This is a genomic window from Frigoribacterium sp. MEB024 (assembly GCF_000878135.1).
In the GTDB taxonomy this organism is placed as follows: domain Bacteria; phylum Actinomycetota; class Actinomycetes; order Actinomycetales; family Microbacteriaceae; genus Frigoribacterium.
In genome coordinates, this window is the sequence record NZ_JXQZ01000120.1 from 1 (window position 1) to 1,462 (window position 1,462).

The following is a 1,462-nucleotide window of genomic DNA, read 5'->3' on the forward strand; positions in this document are numbered from 1 at the left end:
GCGCACGGCGCACGGCGCGCCGCGGGTCGAATCCGTCAGGGGGCGCGGCGCGCGAGGGCGACCGCCTCGAGTGCCCGGACCACCGCGCCGACGGCCCGCTGCGCGCGCACGAGGCCGACCGGCCCGCCCAGCACCGACAGGGCCGCCTCGTGCACGATCCGCGCCACGAGCCGCCCCCGGTCGTCGACGAACCACTGCACGCCGAGGGTCAGCAGCTGCGTCCGCCCGGCGAAGGCGCGCAGCGCGAGGGTGGACGCCAGCGTGCCGCGGACGGCCCGGGTGCTGCCGTCCGACGCGAGCGACAGGGTGAAGCCGTGCTCGATCAGGGTCTGCTCGACGAGGTGTCGCGACTCGTCGTGCGGGCCCTCGAGGAAGACGTCGTGCGTGCTCGCCACCGGTCCGGTGCGGCGGTCAGCGCAGGGGCGCGAGCATCTCGAGCTCCCGCGCCGTGGGGTCGAGGGCGTAGGCGTTCGTGTGCCCGGTCGGCTCGTACCCGCGTCGGCGGTAGAACGCGATGGCCCGCTCGTTCTGCTCGTGGACGTGCAACCGCAGGGTGTCGCCCTCGGTCGCGGCCCAGGTCTCGACCCCGTCGAGCAGCAGGTCGGTGACGCCGGCCGCGCGCCCCCGATGGGTCGGGGCGACGTAAACGCCGACCAACAGGGGGTGCCCCGCTGCCTGCAGGAAGCCGCCCATGGCGCCGACCCAGTCGCCCGTCCCGTCGTCGATCGCGACCAACGAGGTGCCGTGCTCGGCCTCGCCCCGGGCCCCGCGCATCCGCCATTCGGCCTCGGCGTGACGGCGGGCGACGGCCAGCGTCTCGCCGTAGGCGATCGGGGTGTCCGCGAGCATCGCGAGGCGCAGGTCGCGCACGTGCTCCCAGTCGTCGGCGGTCGTGCGGCGGACGGTCACGGGTCGTGCGGGCATGCCGCCACCCTGCCACACGGGCGGGAGGAGGCGGGTGCAGGAGGCGCGGGTCGCGACACCGCGCGGGTCGCGCCCCGAGGGCGTCACGTCAGGAGGCGCGGCGCGCGTCTCGGTCGACCCTCGCCACGGGCGCGGGGCCGAGCCGCTGCTCGGGGCGGGCCGGTGAGATCAGCGTGGCGCGCCTCCCGCGGTCGTCCGGCTCGGTGTCGACGCCGAGCACCTGGAGGCGTCCGGGCGTGCGGGCGCGGAGGGCCGCCGTCCAAGCGCAGACCAGGGCGTCGAGCAGGTCCTCGCGGTGCTTGTAGGCCCGGTCGACGAGCGGCGAGGGTTCCTCGAGCAGCGCCGCCGACACGGGGTGCGAGTCGAGACGCAACGGGACCTCGGCCCGGGCCAGCCCGGCCAACCGACGCAGCAGCTCGTCGCAGGCCGCCGCGCGGGCCTCGCGCCGCGCCTCCTTCGGCAGGGTGAGGTCGGGCCGCTTGTAGCGGGGACGCTTGTCGTCGTAGCCGAGCTCGCCCATGCCGACGAGCGTCGTGTA

Annotated in this window: 2 protein-coding genes and 1 pseudogene; all 3 read right to left on the reverse strand. The window is 76.5% G+C overall.

The window, feature by feature from the left end; genetic code table 11:
* Window positions 1-35: 35 nt before the first annotated feature.
* Complete coding sequence (locus tag SZ60_RS15430; protein WP_043597545.1) at window positions 36-395, reverse strand: hypothetical protein; 360 nt, start codon at window positions 393-395, stop codon at window positions 36-38.
* A 16-nt stretch (window positions 396-411) separates the two neighbouring features.
* Window positions 412-924: a GNAT family N-acetyltransferase gene (locus SZ60_RS15435; RefSeq protein WP_043597551.1), complete on the reverse strand. Its 513-nt coding sequence runs from the start codon at window positions 922-924 to the stop codon at window positions 412-414.
* A gap of 88 nt (window positions 925-1,012) precedes the next feature.
* A pseudogene (locus SZ60_RS15440) lies at window positions 1,013-1,462 on the reverse strand (DUF429 domain-containing protein); the annotation flags it as partial.

What these genes read in the sequence shown, in the direction of transcription:
- SZ60_RS15435 (WP_043597551.1), bottom strand. Translation starts at nt 924, where the DNA reads ATGCCCGCACGACCCGTGACCGTCCGCCGCACGACCGCCGACGACTGG.